The sequence below is a fragment of the Polynucleobacter sp. MWH-Berg-3C6 genome, assembly GCF_018881855.1.
In the GTDB taxonomy this organism is placed as follows: domain Bacteria; phylum Pseudomonadota; class Gammaproteobacteria; order Burkholderiales; family Burkholderiaceae; genus Polynucleobacter.
Genome location: NZ_JACVPN010000005.1, coordinates 224880 through 244921 on the forward strand (window position 1 = coordinate 224880; position 20042 = coordinate 244921).

At 46.8% G+C, this 20042-nt stretch carries 19 protein-coding genes; 7 read left to right on the forward strand and 12 right to left on the reverse strand.

Annotated elements, in window-relative coordinates:
- The gene (gene hemC, locus ICN13_RS09250) at window positions 1–975 is read right to left on the reverse strand and encodes a hydroxymethylbilane synthase (protein ID WP_216140062.1); all 975 of its coding nucleotides are present in this window, start codon (window positions 973–975) and stop codon (window positions 1–3) included.
- 43 nt (window positions 976–1018) lie between these two features.
- Here hemC and argH point away from each other — a divergent pair, with 43 nt between their 5' ends.
- The 3 genes from argH to ICN13_RS09265 are packed head-to-tail and all read left to right on the forward strand — an operon-like array spanning window position 1019 to window position 4520.
- A complete protein-coding gene (gene argH / locus ICN13_RS09255; protein WP_216140063.1) occupies window positions 1019–2437 on the forward strand; it encodes an argininosuccinate lyase in 1419 nt (472 codons plus the stop codon).
- A gap of 5 nt (window positions 2438–2442) precedes the next feature.
- A complete protein-coding gene (locus ICN13_RS09260) occupies window positions 2443–2994 on the forward strand; it encodes a TRAP transporter small permease subunit (protein ID WP_216140064.1) in 552 nt (183 codons plus the stop codon).
- A complete protein-coding gene (locus ICN13_RS09265; RefSeq protein WP_216140065.1) occupies window positions 2991–4520 on the forward strand; it encodes a TRAP transporter large permease subunit in 1530 nt (509 codons plus the stop codon). Before ICN13_RS09260 ends, ICN13_RS09265 begins: the two co-directional genes overlap by 4 nt.
- Before the next feature lie 48 nt (window positions 4521–4568).
- Here the strand turns inward: ICN13_RS09265 and ICN13_RS09270 are convergent, their stop codons facing one another.
- The 4 genes from ICN13_RS09270 to ICN13_RS09285 form a co-directional block, all read right to left on the reverse strand.
- Complete coding sequence (locus tag ICN13_RS09270) at window positions 4569–6836, reverse strand: arginine/lysine/ornithine decarboxylase (protein WP_216140066.1); 2268 nt, start codon at window positions 6834–6836, stop codon at window positions 4569–4571.
- Complete coding sequence (locus ICN13_RS09275) at window positions 6833–7747, reverse strand: ion channel (RefSeq protein ID WP_216140067.1); 915 nt, start codon at window positions 7745–7747, stop codon at window positions 6833–6835. Before ICN13_RS09275 ends, ICN13_RS09270 begins: the two co-directional genes overlap by 4 nt.
- 13 nt (window positions 7748–7760) lie before the next feature.
- Window positions 7761–8327 (reverse strand): dCTP deaminase, encoded by a 567-nt coding sequence (gene dcd, locus ICN13_RS09280; protein ID WP_216140068.1) that lies wholly within the window; start codon window positions 8325–8327, stop codon window positions 7761–7763.
- Between the two features lie 62 nt (window positions 8328–8389).
- Window positions 8390–9229: a formate dehydrogenase accessory sulfurtransferase FdhD gene (locus ICN13_RS09285; RefSeq protein ID WP_216140069.1), complete on the reverse strand. Its 840-nt coding sequence runs from the start codon at window positions 9227–9229 to the stop codon at window positions 8390–8392.
- Between the two features lie 152 nt (window positions 9230–9381).
- Here ICN13_RS09285 and metG point away from each other — a divergent pair, with 152 nt between their 5' ends.
- From metG to panC, 4 genes are all read left to right on the forward strand, one after another.
- Entirely contained in the window at window positions 9382–11052 is a 1671-nt protein-coding gene (gene metG / locus ICN13_RS09290; RefSeq protein ID WP_216140070.1) for a methionine--tRNA ligase, read from the forward strand.
- 104 nt (window positions 11053–11156) lie between these two features.
- A complete protein-coding gene (locus ICN13_RS09295) occupies window positions 11157–11345 on the forward strand; it encodes a DUF3460 family protein (protein ID WP_216140071.1) in 189 nt (62 codons plus the stop codon).
- On the forward strand, window positions 11338–12201 hold the full coding sequence (locus tag ICN13_RS09300; protein WP_216140123.1) for a ScpA family protein: 864 nt from the start codon (window positions 11338–11340) through the stop codon (window positions 12199–12201). Before ICN13_RS09295 ends, ICN13_RS09300 begins: the two co-directional genes overlap by 8 nt.
- Window positions 12198–13049, forward strand: a complete 852-nt coding sequence (panC, locus tag ICN13_RS09305; RefSeq protein WP_216140072.1) for a pantoate--beta-alanine ligase — start codon at window positions 12198–12200, stop codon at window positions 13047–13049. The genes ICN13_RS09300 and panC overlap by 4 nt, the downstream gene beginning before the upstream one ends.
- A 19-nt stretch (window positions 13050–13068) precedes the next feature.
- Here panC and ICN13_RS09310 read toward each other — a convergent pair whose 3' ends face one another.
- The 7 genes from ICN13_RS09310 to ICN13_RS09340 form a co-directional block, all read right to left on the reverse strand.
- Entirely contained in the window at window positions 13069–13281 is a 213-nt protein-coding gene (locus ICN13_RS09310) for a hypothetical protein (RefSeq protein WP_216140073.1), read from the reverse strand.
- Window positions 13282–13313: 32 nt separating this feature from the next.
- On the reverse strand, window positions 13314–14246 hold the full coding sequence (locus ICN13_RS09315) for a methionyl-tRNA formyltransferase (RefSeq protein ID WP_216140074.1): 933 nt from the start codon (window positions 14244–14246) through the stop codon (window positions 13314–13316).
- Window position 14247: 1 nt separating this feature from the next.
- Window positions 14248–15495 carry a formyl-CoA transferase gene (gene frc, locus ICN13_RS09320; RefSeq protein WP_216140075.1) on the reverse strand — a complete coding sequence of 416 codons (1248 nt, stop codon included), beginning with the start codon at window positions 15493–15495 and terminating at the stop codon, window positions 14248–14250.
- Between the two features lie 129 nt (window positions 15496–15624).
- On the reverse strand, window positions 15625–16053 hold the full coding sequence (locus ICN13_RS09325; RefSeq protein ID WP_216140076.1) for a PAS domain S-box protein: 429 nt from the start codon (window positions 16051–16053) through the stop codon (window positions 15625–15627).
- Window positions 16054–16124: 71 nt separating this feature from the next.
- Window positions 16125–17375, reverse strand: coding sequence for a formyl-CoA transferase (gene frc / locus ICN13_RS09330; RefSeq protein WP_216140077.1), 1251 nt, complete (start codon window positions 17373–17375; stop codon window positions 16125–16127).
- 80 nt (window positions 17376–17455) lie between these two features.
- Window positions 17456–19165, reverse strand: coding sequence for an oxalyl-CoA decarboxylase (oxc, locus tag ICN13_RS09335; protein ID WP_216140078.1), 1710 nt, complete (start codon window positions 19163–19165; stop codon window positions 17456–17458).
- 211 nt (window positions 19166–19376) lie between these two features.
- Window positions 19377–19994 carry a Crp/Fnr family transcriptional regulator gene (locus ICN13_RS09340; protein ID WP_216140079.1) on the reverse strand — a complete coding sequence of 206 codons (618 nt, stop codon included), beginning with the start codon at window positions 19992–19994 and terminating at the stop codon, window positions 19377–19379.
- Between the last annotated feature and the right edge of the window lie 48 nt (window positions 19995–20042).

The following is a 20042-nucleotide window of genomic DNA, read 5'->3' on the forward strand; positions in this document are numbered from 1 at the left end:
TTATTTAGCAATCTTCGGAATCAAATCCGCCGCACCTTGCGCGAGTAAGTCTTGGGCAACAGCTAAGCCTAGTGCTTCTGCATCAGCAAGCGATTGCACCACTCCTTTGCCATGGGCGAGGCAAATGGCTTTGCCATCGGTACTAGCCACAAAAGAGCGGATTTGTAGTTGGTTTTGATCCCAAGTAGCGTGAGCAGCTAAGGGCACTTCACAAGATCCACCTAACTGGCGAGAGACCATCCGCTCGGCAGACACTGCCAACAGCGTTGGCATGTCATTTAAGGGGGCCAACCAGTCTTTGATATGCGGGTGGGCAGTAAGAGTCTCAATACCTAGGGCGCCTTGGCCAGCAGCTGGGGTATAGGGATCGTACGGCAAGAAGGCTCTAATGCGAGAGGCAAGGCCTAAACGCTTTAAGCCAGCTGCTGCCAAAATAATGGCTTGGTACTCACCACGATCTAGCTTACCCATGCGGGTATCTAAATTACCGCGTAGTGGCTCAATCACTAGATGGGGAAACTTTGCTCGCAGCACTGACTCACGGCGCAGACTCGATGTCCCCACAATGGCACCTTTTGGAAGATCTTCAAGACTGGCATAGTCATTAGAAACAAAGGCGTCCCTGGCATCTTCTCTAGCCATCACGCACGTTAAATCAAAACCGTCTGGCATGACCATGGGTACATCTTTTAAGGAATGGACTGCCAAATCCGCTCTGCCGTCTTCTAGGGCAGTTTCGAGCTCTTTGACAAACAGACCCTTACCACCCACTTTAGATAAGGCCTTATCCAAAATCTGGTCCCCCCGGGTGGTCATCCCCAAAATCTGGACATCACAGCCTGGATAGAGCTTTTGCAGGCAGGCTTGCAGGTGCTGGGCCTGCCACATGGCTAGGCGGCTTTCGCGAGAGGCAATCACTAGGCGCTTGGGGGCCGCAGGGGTAGTACCAGAGGGGGAATTTAGGGTTTGGGACATAGCATTTAAAATAATTAAAGACCTACACCAATATACTGTGTTTATGAGCTCATCTAAAAATTCCTTAGCCAACAAAGCCCAAGCTTGGTCGGCCCGTTTTGCCGAACCAGTGGACGAACTTGTCCAGCGCTATACCGCCTCTATTGGCTTTGATCAACGTTTTGCCATGGTCGATATTGCCGGCTCCCTGGCCCACGCCCAAATGTTGGCAGCCCAAAAGATCATTAGCGCTCAAGATTTAGCTGATATTGAAAAGGGTATGGCTCAAATTAAAAGTGAGATTGAATCTGGCCAGTTTAATTGGCAGCTAGCACTAGAAGATGTGCACCTCAATATTGAAGCACGCCTTACTGAATTGGTTGGCGATGCAGGAAAGCGTTTGCATACTGGTCGTTCACGCAATGACCAAGTCGCTACTGATTTACGTTTATGGTTGCGTGGCAGCGTTGATGAAATTTCCGCTACTCTCAAAACCTTGCGTACTGCGCTATTAGATTTAGCAGAAAAACATGCTGGCACTATCATGCCTGGTCATACTCATTTGCAAGTTGCGCAGCCTATTACTTTTGGCCATCACCTTATGGCCTATTACGAAATGTTTAGTCGTGATGCCAGTCGCTTGACTGATCTGCGCGCACGCTTTAATCGCCTTCCTTTAGGTGCAGCCGCTTTAGCTGGTACCACCTACCCAATTGATCGGGAACAGGTAGCCAAGACTCTCGGCTTTGATGGCATTTGCAATAACTCATTAGATGCAGTCTCGGATAGAGACTTTGCGATTGAGTTCTGCGCCTTTGCTTCCATTCTGATGATGCATGTGTCACGCCTCTCCGAAGAACTTGTGCTTTGGCTTAGTCCACGTTTTGGCTTTATTGATCTGCCGGATCGCTTCTGCACTGGTAGCTCCATCATGCCGCAGAAAAAGAATCCTGACGTTCCTGAATTAGCGCGCGGCAAGACTGGTCGCGTTTATGGTGATCTCATGTCTTTATTGACGCTAATGAAGAGTCAACCGCTTGCCTACAACAAAGATAATCAAGAGGACAAAGAGCCTTTATTTGATGCAGTAGATACCGTACAAGATACCTTGCGTATTTTTGCTGATATGGTCCCGCATATCGATGTTAAGGCTGATGTCATGAAAGCAGCTGCTGAAGAAGGTTTTGCCACAGCAACTGACCTGGCTGATTACTTGGTTAAAAAAGGCCTCGCATTCCGTGATGCACACGAAGCCGTTGCTCATGCAGTTAAAGCATGTGTTGGCAGAAACTGCATGCTTACTGACTTGAGTTTGTCGGAATTACGCTTTGCTTGTGGCCTCGATAATCGCCCTGAACTTATCGGTGATGACGTCTTTGCCTTGCTCACCGTCGATGGTTCTGTGCAATCACGCCAGCATGCTGGAGGCACAGCCCCTTCTCAAGTACTTGCCGCCATCAAACGGGGTCGTGCAGACCTCTAGATCGCATGGGGTTTTGGTCCAAGCTATCTGCGGGTATTGATCGCGTAAACCAACTGCTGGGCAAAGCGGCCAGCATCATGATCCTACTGTCTTGCGTGGTATCAGCAGCTAATGCCCTGCTTCGCTATGGCTTAGATATCAGCAATAACTGGCCTCTTGAGCTGCAATGGTATTTATTTAGTGCCGCAGTCATGTTAGGCACAGCCTACACACTCAAACGCAATGAGCATGTCCGAGTAGATTTAATTTACTCACGTCTGTCAGATCGTGGTCGTATTTGGGTAGATTTATTTGGCTTTATTTTGTTCTTAATGCCAGCTTGTATTTTATTTACCTGGCTCTCCTGGACGACTCTTTTTTATCCATCCTGGTTAGTCATGGAACACTCTTCCAATTCTGGCGGCTTAGCGCGTTACCCCATCAAATTTGTTGTACCGTTTGGTTTTTTCATGCTGAGCTTGCAAGGCCTCTCAGAAATCATCAAACGAATTGGCGCACTCAAAGGCGAAATGACTTTGCCCGCTGAAGATCTTCGTTACGAAAAGCCAATGCAATGATTTCATTGGAGTGGATGCCTCCCCTGATGTTTGGCGGCCTGATCGTCTTTATGCTGATTGGCTTCCCCGTAGCTTTCTCCTTAATGGCTACTGCCTTATTCTTCTCAGTCATTGCTATCAGCGAAGGCTTTTTTGGTATGCCATTTTTGCAAGCCATTCCGCAGCGCATCTTTGGCAGCGTTCTAGCAAATGATCTACTTCTGGCGATTCCATTCTTCACTTTTATGGGCGCCATTCTTGAACGCTGCGGCCTTGCTGAAGAGATGCTGGACTCCATGGGTCAACTCTTTGGCAGAATTCGAGGTGGTCTAGGCTATTCCGTCATCATTGTTGGGTTTATTCTCGGTGCTATTACTGGCACCGTGGCTGCTCAGGTCATTGCTATGGCAATGATTGCTCTTCCAGTCATGATGCGCTATGGCTACAACATGCGCTATGCCACAGGTGTTCTAGCAGCCTCTGGCACGATTACCCAATTAGTGCCGCCATCTCTTGTTCTCATTGTGTTGGCAGATCAACTCAAGACTCAAAGTGGTAGCGCTGATGTGGGCAGTATGTATCTTGGTGCTTGGGGACCATCACTACTCCAGATCGCCCTCTTTGCCCTCTATACATTTCTCTTAAGCCGTATTCGACCAGACTATTTGCCAGCAGTTCCTGAAAGCGAACTGACTCTCAAGGGGTGGGCACTCTGGAAAAAATGTCTGATGGGAATCATTCCCTCTGCAGTGCTCATCTTTTTAGTCCTTGGTACCATCATGACTGGTATTGCAACCCCAACAGAATCTGGTGCCATGGGTGCAATGGGCGCCCTCCTTTTAGCTTGGCTGCGCAGAGCCAGTATTCCGAACCTGAGAGGGTTAATTCAGGAGGCTTATCAAAACACGATGCGCATTACTGCGATGGTGGTCTTTATTTTGATTGGCTCAACTTGTTTCTCAGTAGTGTTTCAGGGGGTAGATGGTGGGCAATGGGTTGAGGCACTCTTTGCGGATTTGTCTGGTGGCTGGGTTGGCTTCTTAATTATCGTTAACCTCTTCGTCTTTTTCTTGGCATTCTTCTTAGACTTCTTTGAAATCGCCTTCATCATCGTGCCAATGCTTGCGCCAGTAGCTGTGAAATTACTGTCACCCGTTCTACTGGATACTATGAATGGAAATCCACAGGCTGCAGCTAGTGCCGCACTTGTCTGGTTTGGCGTGATGCTCTGCGTCAACATGCAAACCTCATTCATGCACCCTCCATTTGGTTTTGCTCTTTTCTACCTTAGGGGTGTAGCACCAAAAGAGGTGAAGAGCAGCGATATCTATTGGGGAGCATTGCCATGGGTGGGATTGCAGCTCATCATGGTGGCAGTGGTGATTGCCTTCCCTGCACTGGTGACCACACTACTGGATAAACCGGCAGCCGTTGTTCAAAGCCAGGACTTTAACTTTACAGACACTGAAGAATCCAAATCAGAGTCGCCCAGCAAGGTAGATGAAGATGCGCCGGTGAGCTTTCAGCTTGATAAGCCAGTTAAATAAAAATGCCCCGCTTCTGCAGGGCATTTTTCACTCAAGCCTCAAGAAACTTTAAAGCGTAATATCGCGCTCTTGTCTGACGCAATCGACGTAGTATTCACTGCGTCCATCGACATCCACCTTCACTAGGCCATGAATATCGGTTTCAAAGCCTGGGAACTTCTCATTGAAGTCTCTTGCGAAGTAGAGATAGTCAACGATGCGCTTATTAAAACGCTCACCAGGGATCAGTAGTGGAATACCTGGCGGGTATGGCGTTACCAGCATTGCAGTTACGCGCCCCTCTAACTTATCAAGCGGCACACGATCAACTTCTTTATGCGCCATCTTGGCCCAAGCTTCTGAAGGCATCATGGCTGGGACCATATCGGAGGTATACATTTCAGTAGTCATGCGAGCTACATCACGGCCCTTATAGAACTCATGGATCTGCTGACAAATATCTTTCAGGCCGACGCGCTCATAGCGTGGGTGCTTCGCAACAAACTCGGGAAGCACTTTCCACAAAGGCGCATTCTTATCAAAGTGATCTTTGAATTGCTGCAGTTCAGTTACGAGCGTATTCCAACGACCCTTAGTAATGCCGATCGTAAACATAATGAAGAAAGAGTACAGACCGCACTTCTCAACAATCACTCCATGTTCAGCAAGATACTTAGTCACAATGCTTGCAGGGATACCCATTGAACCAAAGTGGCCCTCGATATCCAATCCCGGCGTAACTACCGTAGCCTTAATTGGATCCAGCATATTGAAGTCTTTAGCTAACTTACCAAAATCGTGCCATGAGGCATTGGGCTCTAAAATCCAGTCTGAACGTTCGCCAATACCCTCTTCCGCCAAATGATCTGGGCCCCAAACTTTGAACCACCAATCGGCGCCAAACTTGTCATCTACCTCACGCATCGCACGACGGAAGTCCATTGCTTCTGCAATCGACTCTTCCACCAAAGTAGTACCACCAGGTGATTCCATCATGGCAGCAGAAACGTCACAGGAAGCAATAATGGCGTACTGTGGGCTAGTAGAGGTGTGCATTAAATACGCTTCGTTGAAACAATCGCGATCCAACTTCGTCTCTTCAGCGTCTTGAACCAATACCTGTGAAGCTTGTGACAGACCAGCTAAGAGCTTATGGGTCGACTGGGTCGCAAACATCAAACTCTTCTGGGTACGTTTGCGATCAGAGCCAATGGCATGCATGTCTTTATAGAAAGGATGGAATGCAGCATGCGGCAACCAGGCTTCGTCAAAATGCAATGAGTCAACTTTGCCATCCAGCATCTCTTTGATCATCTCGACGTTATAGACAATACCGTCATAGGTACTCTGAGTTAGCGTCATTACGCGCGGCACTACATTTTTATTCTTAATAAATGGATTTGCATCAATCTTCTTCTTGATATTGGCCCACTCAAACTCTTCTTTCGGAATAGGGCCAATAATGCCAAGGTGATTACGAGTTGGCATTAAGAAAATCGGAATCGCGCCCATCATGGTGATCGAATGAATCACCGATTTATGGCAATTGCGATCTACCAGCACTACGTCGCCAGGAGCAACTGTAGAGTGCCAAACAATTTTGTTAGATGTAGATGTGCCATTAGTAACAAAGAACAAATGGTCGGCATTAAAGATGCGGGCAGCATTGCGCTCGCTCTGTAGTACTGGGCCAGTATGGTCTAGCAGCTGACCAAGCTCCTCTACAGCATTACAAACGTCAGCCCGTAGCATGTTCTCACCAAAGAACTGATGGAACATTCGGCCTACTGGACTCTTTAAGAAGGCAACACCACCTGAGTGACCGGGGCAATGCCAGGAATAAGACCCTTCAGAGGCGTAATTCGTTAATGCGCGAAAGAATGGTGGCGCCAAAGAATCAAGATATACCTTTGCTTCACGAATAATGTGGCGCGCTACAAATTCTGGGGTGTCTTCATTCATATGAATGAAACCGTGCAACTCACGCAAGATGTCATTTGGCATATGACGTGAGGTACGAGTCTCGCCGTATAAGAAGATTGGAATGTCTTCATTCCGTTTACGTACTTCAGTAATAAAAGCGCGTAAATTATTCAGGGCCGGCAAATCATGATCTTCAGAATCAGAGTCAAATTCTTCATCATCAATCGAAACGATGAACGAGGACGCGCGGGAAGCCTGTTGCGCAAAAGAGGTCAGGTCGCCATAGCTTGTTAAGCCAATGACTTCCATGCCTTCCTGCTCAATTGCCTCGGCAAGGTCGCGAATACCCGAACCCGAAATATTTTCGGAACGAAAGTCCTCATCAATGATGATGATTGGGAAACGAAATTTCATAAAAACTCCCCTGCTATACGGTCCGATGCATTCGGAACCCACTTCTCAAAATTGGTAAGGTCAATTACCCGACCTCCATCCGGCGAAACCGTGACTATATCGACAAATGTCGCATTTTGCTGGACATCTCCAGGTAAGTAAACATGGCGGGCATAAACCTGGTTTGCAAGGCTCTCATGGTAGCCAGTAAAGGTAATCAATAGGTGCCAATTGCCATTGAGGGCACTATTACCCAAATAGTCATTTAGCGCGCTGGTCTCATCAATGCTATGCATCGCCATCCAGGTCAAAGAAAAGACCGGACTTTCAGAGCGATGTAAGGGTAGCTCCACTGATCGACGATAGCGCTCGCCCTCTGAGGTCATACTCTCAGCAATGAGCCACAGTCGAAGTTGGGCCTCAACAATATGAGAGCTACGATCATTGGCAACCCTGAACTTCAATGTCTTAATACCATCGTGATTGCCCACTACCGCCACCTTAGAGAAACGTACTCCAGCAGTAGGCCTTGTAAAGCGCGCGAAGGCTAAACCCGTTGTTAAAGCAGAATAGACAATTCCGAAAAATGCCTCGAAGGTCACAATCGCGTTTGGCCAAGAACCCACTGGTGTCATCCGACCATAACCAATCGTTGCCATGGTTTGCACACTAAAGAAAAAAACATCCAAGAGCGAGCCAGGCTGAGCATGAGTAATTGCGCCATCACCACAAGCGAGATAGGCGAATGCAAATAAAAGATTGGCGCCTAGATAGACCGCGATGACCAGCAGCAAGAAGCTAGCCCAGCTTGTACCTAAAAGCCAGTGGTAGAAATTGTTTTCTGGGCGCGCTACTTCAGATCGCGTAAGGGTTGCGCGGTATTCATCTAAGTCAATACGCGCAGGGCGGCGATTGATAAGAAATTTACGCACTACCGTGAATAACTTAGGTCTTGGGCAGGGTTACGCCCCGCTGACCTTGATACTTACCGCCGCGATCTTTATATGATGTGCCACAGACCTCATCGCTCTCAAAGAAGAGAACTTGCGCACATCCCTCGCCCGCATAAATCTTTGCCGGCAATGGTGTGGTGTTAGAAAACTCTAAAGTGACATAACCTTCCCACTCGGGCTCGAATGGAGTGACGTTCACAATAATGCCGCAACGCGCATACGTACTCTTACCAACGCAAACAGTTAATACGCTGCGTGGAATCTTGAAATACTCTACGGTTCTGGCCAAGGCAAATGAATTTGGCGGAATGATGCAAACATCACCCTTGAAATCAACAAAGGATTGTTCATCGAAATTCTTTGGATCAACAATCGTGCTGTTGATGTTCGTAAAAATCTTGAATTCATCTGCGCAACGAATGTCATAGCCATAGCTTGATGTGCCATAACTAACAATTTTGTTGCCAGTAGCGTCTTGTCGAATTTGTCCAGGCTCGAACGGGCTGATCATGCCTTGTTCGCCCATGCGGCGGATCCAGTGGTCAGATTTAATAGTCATGGGCGAATTGTAAAACCTTCGCCAACCTAAGCCACCATTTATCGGGGCCTAAGACCTAAAAATTAGCTGTTTTGGGTAAAAATCACCCGCTCAGGGGCATTGTAGATCTCAAAGTGTTTTCCGGAGCAGCGGGACAGGATGGTGAGATTGGTTTTACGGGCCAGCTCTAACCCCATCAGGGTGACTCCTGAGCGGGTCAGCAGAAAGGGAACGCCCATCTGAGCCCCCTTAATCACCATCTCCGAAGTTAAGCGGCCAGTAGTAAAAAAGATCAAATCTTTGCCGGGCTTATTGGCTAGCCACATCAAACCAGAAATTGAGTCGACTGCATTGTGGCGACCAACATCCTCGATGAAGTGGAGGAGTCGAACTCCATCATTGCCCTCTCTCTCAAATACCGCGCAGGCATGAACAGAGCCGGACTTTTTATAGATTGAATCGTGAACCCGGATCGCGTCAATCAAGGCAACAATTGCCTCTTGGGATAACTTGGGTCCATCTGGCAAACGAATCTCAGACATTTCTTCCATAAGGCCACCAAACATGGTGCCCTGGCCGCAACCGGTAGTGACCACCCTCTTGCTGGTCAGGGCCTCAATATCAACAGTGCTCCGGCGAGTCTTGACTGCTGCAGAGTCGGTCTCCCAGTCAACCTGAATACTTTCAATATCGTCCGGCGACTCAACCAAACGCTGATTACGTAAATACCCAAGCACCAAGGCCTCAGGAGCACTTCCTAGGGTCATTAAAGTAACGACCTCACGCTTGTCCAAGTAGATGGTCAATGAGCGCTCACCAGGGATATGGCTCAGCTTTTTCCTGCCCGCCTCATCCAATATCTCCACCTCATGCACCAATGGCACGGAGGCACTAGACATCTGAATATTGGGTTTTACGGCCATGAAACGCTTTCTGAATCGAGTAGAAATTGGAGTTTAGCGAGATTTACGGGAACTTCGCGGTGTTTACTTTAACCGCAGACTAAAATCACTGCACAAGCTTGCATAATTGCGTATTACCCCTAATTTAACCTTCTTATTTAAGTCCGTATTACATGAGCAGCTCCCAGCGTCGCCTTCTTGTCACCTCAGCCCTACCTTATGCCAATGGTCAAATTCATATCGGCCATTTGGTGGAGTACGTGCAAACCGATATTTGGGTACGCTTTCAACGGATGCGTGGTCATGAGGTTCATTACGTTGGTGCAGATGACACCCATGGCACCCCAATCATGTTACGCGCTGAAAAAGAAGGTATTACCCCAAAGGAATTAATCGCCAATGTTTGGAAAGAACATAAGCGCGACTTTGACAACTTCCTGATTTCTTTTGATAACTACTACACCACCGATAGCCCTGAGAACGAAAAACTGGCTCAGAGCATTTACCTCAAGTTACGCGATGCCGGACTGATTGAGAAGCGTGCGATTGAACAGGCTTATGATCCCGTCAAAGAAATGTTTTTGCCGGACCGCTTCATTAAAGGTGAATGTCCTAAGTGCGGCGCTAAAGATCAATACGGTGACAACTGTGAAAAATGTGGCGCTACTTACTCGCCCACTGATTTAAAGAACCCCTTTTCTGTAGTAAGCGGTGCGACGCCGATCAAAAAGATTTCTGATCACTATTTCTTTAAATTATCTGATCCACGCTGCGAGGAATTTTTGCGCGAATGGACTCAAGTTAAAACGCCTTTGCAACCGGAAGCCCGCAATAAGATGAAAGAGTGGGTTGGCCAGCCAGGCGAAAGCAAGCTGGGCGACTGGGATATCTCCCGTGATGCCCCCTATTTCGGCTTTGAGATCCCCGACGCCCCAGGCAAGTACTTCTATGTCTGGCTTGATGCCCCCATTGGTTACTACGCTAGCTTTCTCAATTACTGCCAGGCTAAAGGTCTCAATTTTGATGAGTGGGTTAAGCCAGATACGACTACTGAGCAATACCATTTCATTGGCAAAGATATTTTGTATTTCCACACTTTATTCTGGCCAGCAACCTTGAAGTTTTCTGGCTACCGCACTCCTACCAATGTATTTGCACATGGCTTCTTAACGGTTGATGGCGAGAAGATGAGTAAATCACGCGGCACATTAATATCCGCGAATAGTGTGATTGAGTGCGGCTTCAACCCTGAGTGGTTCCGCTATTACTTCGCTACTAAGCTCAATGACAGCATGGAAGATTTAGATTTAAATCTGCAAGACTTTGTTGCGCGAGTAAATAGTGATTTGTTAGGCAAGTACATCAATATTGCTAGCCGCAGTGCTGGCTTCTTGGTAAAACGTTTTGGTGGTGTTGTATCTGACGAAGCGATGAACACACCTCTACTCAAAGAAATTGCTGCATCCAGTGAAAAAATTGCAGAGCTCTATGAAGGGCGTGAATATGCCAAGGCATTACGCAACATCATGGAGCTTGCTGATAAGGTCAATGGCTTTGTAGATGAGAATAAGCCTTGGGAAATCGCTAAAGATCCTGAGCGTGAGGCCGACTTGCAACGAGTTTGCAGCGTTACCTTAGAAGCATTCCGCATGCTCAGCCTTTATCTCAAACCAGTGATTCCACAAGTTGCTACTGGCGTAGAAGAATTTCTGTCGTTGCCGCCACAATCCTGGGGCGATATCAATCAGCCGCTTTCGAGTAAAAACCCAATCAAGGCATATAAGCACCTCATGACCCGGGTAGAAGCTCCTCAAATTGAGGCTTTACTAGCCGCAAACTTGTAAAAATAGCCCTGAAAAGCACCTATAATGGTGGTCGTAGTCCATAGATGACTTTTGGCATTAATCTCCATAAGTTGTTGAATTTATTGAGTATTTTAGGAAATACCATGGCAAGATATCAATCTGAATTCACCCAGTTCTTAAATGAGCTCAAATCTGAGAAGCCTAATCTCGAGGCAGAGCAGCAGGCTGGTCGCGCCCTCCTGTGGGACAAAGAGCCATTAAGCGTTGAAGATCAGCGTCGCGCTAAAGCTGCCAAATTAAAACAACGCGCTTATGTTTATTCGAATGACTGAGCCCAGCACTCAGCCAATATCCGATTTACTAGATAGCACCCCGTCAGTCACTGATGGGATGTCGGAAGCATTCGCCAAGCTCTATGGCGAGCCATTATTTAAATTACCAACGGATCTTTACATTCCGCCAGATGCACTAGAAGTTTTTCTAGAAGCATTTGAAGGTCCTTTAGATCTTTTGCTGTATCTCATTCGCAAACAGAATTTCAACGTACTTGATATTCCAATGGCGCAGGTTACTCAACAGTACTTGAGCTACATTGATCAGATTCGCCATTCCAATCTTGAACTTGCTGCCGAGTATTTGCTGATGGCGGCAATGTTGATTGAAATTAAATCGCGCATGCTACTGCCAATGAAGAAGGCAGACAGCGAAGAGGAAGTAGAAGATCCACGTGCAGAATTAGTACGCCGCCTCTTAGAGTACGAGCGCATGAAACTTGCAGCTCAAGAGCTTGATCAAATTCCACAACAAGGCCGTGACTTCCAGGTAGCTCATGGCTTTGTAGACACTACCGTTGCTATTACTTGGCCAGAAGTCAATCTAGATGACTTACAAATGGCTTGGCGTGATGTTCTGCACCGTGCCAAACTCAATCAGCATCACACCATTACTCGTGAAGAATTATCCGTACGTGACTTTATGACGCGTATTTTGCGTCGCCTACAAAGCACAAAGTTTATTGAGTTTAGTGAGTTATTTGAAGAGGCTATTAAATCTGGCAATGGTATTCCAGTAGTGATTGTGAACTTTATTGCCATGCTAGAACTCTCACGCGAAGCTTTAATTGAGATTACTCAAGCCGAGCCCTATGCGCCAATTTACGTCCGGCTCGCCTACACGCCTGTTGCATGAAAATCATTAGCGACATTCAGGAGTTGCGCGACCATTTGCGCGGCCAGAACCGCGCTTCATTTGTACCGACCATGGGAAACCTGCATGAGGGTCATTTATCACTCATGCGTCTTGCAAGACAACATGGCGACCCAGTCGTTGCCAGCATCTTTGTAAACCGCTTGCAGTTTGGTCCGAACGAAGACTTTGATAGCTATCCACGTACGATGCAAGCCGATATCGAGAAGCTAGAAAAAGAAGGTGTTTACATCCTCTTTGCACCCACTGAACGTGATCTCTATCCTCAGCCACAAGAGTATCGAGTAGATCCTCCCCAGCAATTAGGCGATATCCTTGAGGGTGAATTCCGCCCAGGATTCTTTAAAGGGGTTTGCACGGTTGTATTGAAACTGTTCTCTTGCGTACAGCCCAAGGTTGCTGTATTCGGTAAAAAAGATTATCAACAGCTGATGATTATTCGAAGAATGGCAAAACAGTTTGCCTTGCCGGTGGAGATTGTTCCTGGTGAAACCATTCGCGCTGATGATGGACTCGCCCTCTCCTCCCGTAATGGCTACCTCTCGACTGAAGAACGAGCAGAGGCGCCTGAGCTAATGAAAACATTAAAAGAGGCACGTCAACAAGTCCTCGATTTAAATGTGCGTGACACAAAGTCTCTTTCTGAAATTGAAAAGCTTGCTGTTGCCTCTCTAACTGGACGTGGCTGGCAGCCTGATTACATCGCCATTCGTCAGCAAAGTGACTTAGCACCAGCTTCCAATGAAAGTCTTCAGGCTGGTGAGCCACTCGTCATTCTCACTGCGGCTAAGCTAGGTAAAACCCGCTTGATTGACAACCTAGAGATCTAATTTCTAGGCTAGTCGGGGCTTACTCATCCCAAGGAAATCGTTGGCGAGATAATTCTTCCATAATTTCACGCTTACTAAGTCCAGATCTTCTGGTGTTGTTGGCTGCGCTCCCAGTGAGAGCCTCAGAGTCAGAAATCATTTCAGCTTGATCTTCTTTTACACCCTCTACTTGAGGGGATGGCGTTCCAGACTGTACCTCGCCCGCACACTCTGATATGGATTTATTAGTCATTACTAGATTAAGCAAGCACTCTAGAAGAAGATCTACAGCGTAAAGAACTGGCCTACTTGTAGACTCAGTTCTTTAGCCAACTCGGCACCAGAGACTTTGCCTGCAGCACCTTTAGCCTTGAGGACCTCAATCTGCCCACCATGGCAGGCGATGAAGAATGAATCTAAAGTGATCTGAGTTACTTCACCCGGCTTGCCTTTGACAGCTCCAAAAGTCGCAACCACATGCTTATGACAATCATAGATCTGTACTTTTTGTTCACCGAACTTGGTCCATGCACCAGGGGCTGGATTACAAGCGCGGATGAGGTTGTAGATTTGGGTGATATGTGTCGCCCAATGAATCTGTGCAGCATTTGCATCAAACCAACCTTCATAGTTTGCTAGCGATTCATCTTGAACAACCTCTTGATGCTTGCCAGCAACCACTAAGTCAGCAGCCTCTAGTAATGCTTTTACACCAATTGGGAAAAGATGATCAAAGTAGATTTTTCCTAATGTGTCATCAGGTCCGATAGCGACCTCTTTTTGCAAAATCACTTCGCCTTCATCCAAACCATCAGATGGACGGAAGATCGTTAAACCTGTTTTCTCTTCGCCTAAAGCAATCGCCCAATTAATGGCGCTAGGGCCGCGATATTTTGGCAAGAGTGATGGGTGATACTGGATCGTGCCGTGCTTTGGTATTTTGCAAAGCTCTTGAGGCACAAACTGCAATACATAAGCCATGACACAGATATCAGCACCGCTATCAATCATGGCTTGAGCGGCGTCAGGGCCCTTCAGAGAGGAGAACTGCAAAGGAGTTAAGCCCTTTGCAAGCGCTGCCTCTTTAAGGACTTCTGGCTTAGTTGATTTGGGATTGTCTGGCGGACAAAAAACCGCTACGACCTCATCGCCACGCTCTAAAAAAGCTTCTAATGCAGCCTTGCCAAAATCAGCACTCCCAATCAACGCAACCCGCATGTTAGATAACCTTATCGTGACGGAGAGAAATCAACTCATCAGTGGAATAACCTAACTCACTGAGAATCTCATCGGTATGTTCGCCAAGCAATGGTGATCGTGTCACTTCAGTTGGGCTATCCGACATCTTGATTGGGTTTCCAACAGTCAGGTACTTGCCACGAATTGGGTGGTCTACCTCAACCACTGTACCTGTAGCGCGCAGCGCAGGCTCCTCAGCGATTTCTTTCATGGATAAAATTGGGCCACATGGAACGTCATACTTATTCAAGATGTCCATTACTTCGAACTTACTCTTGGTCATTGTCCATTTCTCAATTTCACCGAAGATCTCCATGAGGTGCGGCAAGCGCGCCATTGGAGATGCGAAACGCACATCAGTAATCCAATCTTCATGGCCGATCACTTTGCAAATCGCCTCCCACACTGGGGCTTGAACTACTACATATATGTAGGCATTTGGATCGGTTTCCCAGCCTTTGCATTTCACAATCCAACCAGGCTGACCACCACCAGAGGCATTACCAGCTCGTGGTACAGACTCACCGAACTCACCGTTCGGAAACTGAGGGTACTCTTGCATGATGCCATTGCGCTCTAAGCGTTGTTGATCGCGTAACTTCACGCGGCATAAGTTCAATACAGCATCTTGCATTGCTGCCAAGACCTTTTGACCGCGGCCAGAGTGAGTACGCTGATAAAGAGCTGTAACGATACCTAATGCCAAATGTAAACCAGTACCGCTGTCACCGATTTGTGCGCCAGTAACCATGGGAGGACCATCATCAAAACCAGTGGTAGATGCGGAACCACCAGCACATTGGGCAACGTTCTCATACACTTTGCAATCTTCGTATGGGCCAGGACCAAAGCCCTTCACAGATGCCATGATCATCATGGGATTGAGCTCTTGAATCCGCTCCCAAGAAAAGCCCATACGATCCAATGCGCCTGGTGCGAAGTTCTCAACCAATACGTCACACTCTTTAATGAGGCGCTCTAGAATTTCTTTACCCTTTTGAGTCTTGGTATTGACAGTGATGGAACGCTTGTTGTGATTCAGCATAGTGAAATACAAGCTATCGGCATCTGGAATGTCGCGCAGTTGACCGCGGGTTGCATCCCCTTCGCCAGATTTTTCTACCTTAATAACGTCTGCACCAAACCAAGCAAGTAACTGTGTACAGGTTGGTCCCGATTGAACGTGCGTAAAGTCGAGGATTTTGACCCCTTCTAGTGCTTTTGCCATGGTTTAAGTCCTAATAAGAATGAAAATTTTGAATTGGGACAATTTTACCAGCGGGGAATTTAGCAAAATGGTCTATGCCCAATTTTTGGGCACTACCTGCTTTGAAGCTTATTTAAATGCTATTTGAGCCTAAGAATGGGAGTTTTCAAGTTCTAGGATGCGCTTTTTCAAGGCCCTTTCTTCGGCAAAACGCTCTGTTTCATCCCTAATTACGGCAACAATCCCGCTCACCTTTTGATGCTCATCAAACAGCATCCCGACCGTAAAAGCGATTGAGAGCATGCTGCCATTCTGATGAAGCGCCGGCACTTTTAATAGCGATGTGCCGTAACGCGTGATCCCGGTTTCCATTGACTTACGGCAGCCCTCATTGTGTCTATGACGTTGGCGCTCTGGAACAATCAAATCCAAGGTGTTACCTAAAGCATCTGCTTCTGAATACCCAAAGATACGAGTAGCTGCGGGATTCCACATCACAATTTTTTCATGTGCATCGACAACAATGATCGCATCACCCACGCACTCTACCAATTGGCTTAAGTCAATATTCTTATTCATAGATGCAATCTAAAGATAAAAAAGGCGCTCACAAGGAGCGCCTTAAAGATAGTGCTAATTAATTATCGTTCTTAAACTGCTTTAGCTGTATGCAGCTTAGCGATGTCATCAGCGCTATAGCCAAGGTCAGCCAACACTTCATCAGTATGCTCACCCAATACTGGTGATGGACCAACTTCGATTTCCAAATCAGAGAACTTGATTGGGCTACCGATAGTCAAATACTTACCGCGTACTTTGTGATCCACTTCAACGATTGAACCGCTCTTACGCAGGTCAGGTGAAGCAGCCAATTCTTTCATTGAGAGAACTGGAGCACATGGAATATCGAACTTGCGGAGGATATCCACAGCTTCGTACTTAGTCTTGTCTTTGAGCCAATCTTCAATGGTTGCGAAGATGTCAAAAATCTTGTCTTGACGAGCTTCAGCAGTCATATAGGCTGGATCTGTTGCCCACTCTGGTTTACCCAAAGCTTTAGTAATTGGCTCCCAAGCATGGCCTTGAATAGTGAAGTAGATATATGCGTTTGGATCTGTTTCCCAACCCTTACACTTCAACACCCAACCTGGCTGACCACCGCCACCAGCGTTACCACCACGTGGAACTACGTCAGTGAATGAACCATGTGGGTACTGTGGATACTCTTCCAAGTAACCAACTTTGTCCAAACGTTGTTGATCGCGCAACTTGACGCGGCACAAGTTCAATACAGCATCTTGCATTGAGCAAGAAACTTTTTGACCTTTGCCAGTTTTTTGACGCTGCATCAATGCTGTCAAGATGCCGATTGCCAAGTGCATACCAGTATTAGAGTCACCCAAAGCAGCAGCAGAAACAGTAGGAGGACCGTCCCAGAAACCTGTTGTAGAGGCGGCACCACCAGCACACTGAGCAACGTTCTCATACACTTTTAAGTCTTCGTATGAGTGGCCATCGCTAAAGCCTTTTACAGAAGCCATGATCATTTTTGGGTTCAATTCTTGAATACGCTTCCAAGAGAAGCCCATACGATCTAACGCGCCTGGACCAAAGTTCTCAACCATCACATCAGAGGTTTTGATCATCTTCTCTAAAACTTCTTTACCTTCTTGAGTCTTAGTATCGAGAGTCAAAGAACGCTTGTTACCGTTGAGCATAGTGAAGTACAAAGCATCCGCACCTGGAATATCGCGCAATTGGCTACGAGTTACGTCGCCAGAACCTGGACGCTCTACTTTGATAACGTCAGCGCCGTACCATGCCAACAACTGAGTACATGCAGGACCTGCTTGTACGTGTGTGAAGTCAATAATGCGAATACCGTCTAATGGTTTAGTCATGTTTGTTTCTCCTTAAGTGTTTCTTATTTGCTGCTTAATTTAGTCCAAAAATATTAACTTTTTATTACTACTTCTAATACTTATTTCTTAGCTCCTGCTGTAGATGGGTTCAAGTTCGTCAAACGTCCACTCTCAGTACCTGCAGTTTCATCAATAACCGCATTGATCAGAGCTGGTTTACCGGCAGCGATTGCTTCGGTTAACGCTGCTTCCAATTCTGCTGGGGTCGTTACGTAGTAACCAACACCTCCAAACGCTTCAATCATCTTGTCGTAGCGCGCATCCTTAACGAAAACCGTCGGAGCAACATCAGCGCCGCCAGTTGGATTGACATCAGTACCACGGTATACGCCATTGTTGTTAAACACAACGGTTGTAATTGGCAGGTTGTAACGGCAAACGGTTTCGAGCTCCATACCGCTAAAGCCAAATGCGCTATCGCCTTCTACTGCAACTGTTGGCAAGCCACTCGTTACAGCAGCGCCAATGGCATAACCCATGCCAATACCCATAATTCCCCAAGTACCTGAGTCAAAGCGCTTACGTGGCTTGTACATATCCACGATCGCACGGCAGTAATCCAAGGTGTTTGCACCTTCGTTTACCAAATTGACATCTGGGTTCTTCTTAATCACATCACGAATCACACGCAATGCGCCATGGAAGTTCATTGGGTTGGCTTCTTTTGCCAACGTCTCAGCCATCTTGGCAGTGTTCTTATCTTTCTTCTCAGTGATTGCAGCAATCCACTCAGCGCTTGGCTTAGGAACTGCAGAAATACCTTTTAAGAGTTCGCTAACGCATGAACCAATATCACCAATTAATGGGGCAGCAATTTGTACGTTGCTATCCACTTCGTTTGCTTGAATATCGATCTGAATAAATTTCTTAGGATCTTTACCCCAAGTCTTACCCTTACCGTGAGCTAGCAACCAGTTCAAACGTGCACCAACCAACATCACCGCATCAGCTTCAGCCAATACAAATGAGCGTGCTGCAGAAGCGGATTGTGGATGGTTATCAGGTAATAAACCTTTAGCCATCGACATTGGCAAGTAAGGGATGCCAGATTTTTCGATCAAATCACGAATCTCTTTATCAGCTTGTGCATAAGCAGCACCTTTGCCCAAGAGAATCAATGGACGCTTAGCACCCTTCAATACATCTAAAGCACGTGCCACTGCATCAGCAGCAGGAATTTGACGTGGAACTGGATCGATTACTTTGAAAATCGATTTCTTGGCTTCATCAGCAGGCATTGTTTGAGCAAGCAACTGTGCTGGCAAGTCTAAGTACACGCCGCCTGGACGACCAGACACTGCTGCACGAATTGCACGAGCAAAACCAATGCCGATATCTTCAATGTGATTAATACGATATGCAGCTTTGCAATATGGCTTAGCAGCATTGAGCTGATCCATCTCTTCGTAGTCACCCTGCTGCAAGTCAACGATCTCACGCTCGCTTGAACCAGAAATCAAAATCATTGGGAAACAGTTCACAGTTGCATTTGCCAGAGCTGTTAAACCATTCAAGAAACCTGGGGCAGAAACAGTCATGCAAATACCAGGCTTTTGTGTCATGTAACCAGCAATCGCTGCAGCGTTACCAGCATGCTGCTCATGACGGAAACCGATAAAGCGCAAGCCTTCAGCTTGAGCCAAACGACAGAGGTCGGTAATTGGAATACCAACTAAGCCAAAAATTGTATCGAGGTCATTTGCTTTTAAAGCGTCAATGACGAGATGGAAGCCATCAGTTAGTTGTGTGTTTTGGTTATCTGTAGTCATAGATTTTTTTATGAATTGCAAGTCATCACTAAGTGATAGTTCCACGCAATTTAGCTTTCGCTAGTGTCTCCAATGAAGTTATTAATCGCACTACGGGTATTAGTCCCCGCTTAGGCAGAAATGAATATTAGGCTCGGGGTGAGGGTTCATCATTGACTTCGGTCAATTTCCCCTGAATTCAGGCCCCTAAAGGAGCGCAAACCCATAAAACTTAGATAAATAGCTCTTTATGCTTCGTTTTAAGGCGGCTCAAGGTCTCGGGGGAGAGGTTGAGATAGGCAGCCAACTCCTTTTTAGGGAGCAGCTCAAATAAGTCCTCGTATTTACGCAGAAAACGCTCTACCCGGCCTGGGGCATCGAGCATATGCAAGGTAATGGTGTGAGCCATGATCTCGCTCATCAGGCGCATCACTTCGAACTCAAAGCTCTCTTTAAGGGACCTATGCTGATCCAAGAATTCTGCCCACTTCTTGAGGGGCATCCGAGCCACTCGAGCCTTGGTTACAGAGGCAATACTGTAGGGTGCAGCGGTCTTGAGACGCCAAGCAGCATAACTGGTTTCAATATCTTTTTCGATAGCAAAACGCAGAATCATCTCTTTGGCATCGGCACTAGAAACAATGCGCTTCAAAATGCCATCTAAAACAAAGTATTGTTCCATCTGATGATCGCCCTGATGGAGCAAAATCTCTGATTTTTTGAGATCGGAAATCTCTAAATGCCGCTCTAATTCAGCCATCGCATCCTGATTCAAGCTTTTTAAGACAGAGTTTTGACTTAACTGGAGACGAATCAGGTTTTTTTCGGGGTGCTTATCTAATGCTGTCATGAATCCTTAATCCTAGACTCTCCATTGTAGGCTTTTTTACCCTCCAAA